The organism is Bacillus sp. (in: firmicutes) (assembly GCA_012842745.1).
Lineage (GTDB): Bacteria > Bacillota > Bacilli > Bacillales > Bacillaceae_J > Schinkia.
Genome location: DUSF01000012.1, coordinates 1 through 2,142, shown reverse-complemented (window position 1 = coordinate 2,142; position 2,142 = coordinate 1). Strand labels below are relative to the sequence as shown.

The following is a 2,142-nucleotide window of genomic DNA, read 5'->3' as shown; positions in this document are numbered from 1 at the left end:
TGAAAATTCATCTGTTTTATCGGACCAAATGGTTTTGATTGGAACGACACAAAACCGTGCTGAGAATTATTTTCGCCTAATAAAGGTCTTGGACACGAAAGGCAATGAACTCCATTTAATCACAAATCGTTTTGACTTAAGTGCCGAAGAAATCTCAGAAATGTACAAATCACGCTGGGCCATAGAATTATTTTTCAAATGGATCAAACAACATCTCAGTATTAAAAAATTCTACGGTCAGAGCGAATGGACGATTCAAAACCAAGTATTTATTGCACTTATTGTTTTTTGTCTACATGTTCTAGCGCAAATTGAAACAGGGAGTAAGCGAAAAACCTTACAAATTAGCCGTTATTTAAGGGCTTCGCTATGGAAGCCAGCGTATATTTGGCTTCGAAAAATTGAAGGAACAGCCATCCCTTAATAAGTAAATTTGTTGTCGTCTCACAGGTCTATAGGTCTAATTGTAAATAAATTTCCAAACGGACAGAACCGCCTTTAATTAGGTATTTACCTTTTTGGTTCTTATTAGGAAAAACAAGTAAACTGAAAATTTCGATAATATTTATGCAACACTAGTGTCATTTTTACTATTTATAAAAACATGCAATCAAACTTTCAATTAACTGTTACTATCTCTTTCTTCTATAAATTCTAAAAACAAATCTTGTAGTTCCCCTTCTGTATCGTTAGAATCAAGCAGTAATTTTGGTACTAACGGACAATCTATTAAAGTTGAGCTTCCATCAATTACACCTAGCATGTTTGAAATAGTATCAATCATGGTTTGTTCAATTATTCTTATTAAAGTGTCTTTATTTTCATCAGTTAAACTATCGTAAAAACTAATAGCTTGTTTCCAATAATCGTCAGTTTTAGAAGTAACATTCGTTGTTTCAAACAAGTTTTTGTATAGCTGAATGTTCTCTTTGATAATAGATTCGTAAAGTGATTTAACAAAAATCTCATTCATTTTACTTCCTCATTTCTGGATACATTTTTTTGTTAAGTTCAATAAGTTCTTTTAAAGCAGAGTTCGGTATGTCATCATAGACTCTTCTTAATTCATTAATATCTCTTGCTAATAATTGTCTTGGATTATCTATACCTTTAGTGCTTCTTGAAACAATGCCATTTGGTCCACCTATTGTATGTCCTACCTTTGGAACATTAATAGCAGGAGCAGTATTTAAATCATAATTTTTCACTAATTTCTTCATTAAAGCTTTCTGCCCTGCATGATGGGCATCAAATCCTTCTACTCCTTTAATATCTTTATATGCTCCAACTTGATATTTACCCGTACTATTAGGAGGCTTACTCGGTTTAGATGGTTTTGCAACCACTTTATTCTTAATGTTTTTCACAAAATTTGTTGACACATCTGCTGCAAATTCTCCAAACTTTATAATGCCTTTTGTTCCATATTTCCCAACATGCTTCGCACCAGGGATCGGAAAGATAGCTACAACTCCACCAACTCCTTCTGCAATTCGATCTCCCATACTTAACTTTTGACCTGTGATAAGATCAACACCTGTCGCTGCCTGCTGAAACGCTTTGACTGTTCCTACAATGGGCGTCGAATCAGCCGCAAAAGAAGCTATGTTCTTCGCATTGTCCTTTACATAGTTGGCCGTCTTTTTCGGAATCGACTTTGCTGCCAACACAGCTTTATTCAATTTCTTTTTTAGGTTATTGATTTGTTCCTTCTTCGTCAGGTTGTTTTTTAGCTTTCGGGCTTTTGTGAACACCTTTCCTCTTTTTTTAACGATTTTCCCTATCTTTTTCTTTACAGTCTTCTTCTGTGTCTTAAGAGAAGCGACTACTTTTTTCTTTGTATTACTTACTTTCTTTTTGGCGGCTTTTGATGCCTTGTTTAATGCTTTTGCCCCTTTTTTATAACGCCCTTCATAGGAACGCTGCCAAGAGCACTTATAGCGGCACCCTTCCATTTTGAGGGGATGCTAGGCTTCTTCGATTTAGCCAATGCCGCCACCCCCAGTGACAGGAAGCATCCCAAGGACAGCTGCACCTAGCTCATCTTCCTCCTCATCTTCTTCCTCCTTTGACATCGGGACAGCGGCTTTGACCCAGCCTTCCATTTTCACCAGATCACCTTGGATATCTGTGATTCCATCC

4 protein-coding genes are annotated in these 2,142 nt (G+C 36.3%); 1 reads left to right on the top strand and 3 read right to left on the bottom strand.

Annotation, left to right across the window (positions count from 1 at the left end; all coding sequences use genetic code 11):
- The coding region (locus tag GX497_01725) for a transposase (GenBank protein HHY71950.1) at positions 1-424 on the top strand (424 nt) is incomplete at its 5' end.
- Between the two features lie 198 nt (positions 425-622).
- On the opposite strand, the gene GX497_01720 is transcribed toward GX497_01725, so the two are convergent.
- The 3 genes from GX497_01720 to GX497_01710 form a co-directional block, all read right to left on the bottom strand.
- Positions 623-973, bottom strand: a complete 351-nt coding sequence (locus tag GX497_01720) for a transposase (GenBank protein ID HHY71949.1) — start codon at positions 971-973, stop codon at positions 623-625.
- 1 nt (position 974) lies between these two features.
- Positions 975-1,955, bottom strand: coding sequence for a hypothetical protein (locus GX497_01715; protein HHY71948.1), 981 nt, complete (start codon positions 1,953-1,955; stop codon positions 975-977).
- Positions 1,956-1,982: 27 nt separating this feature from the next.
- On the bottom strand, positions 1,983-2,142 hold a 160-nt coding region (locus tag GX497_01710; protein HHY71947.1), incomplete at its 5' end, for a hypothetical protein.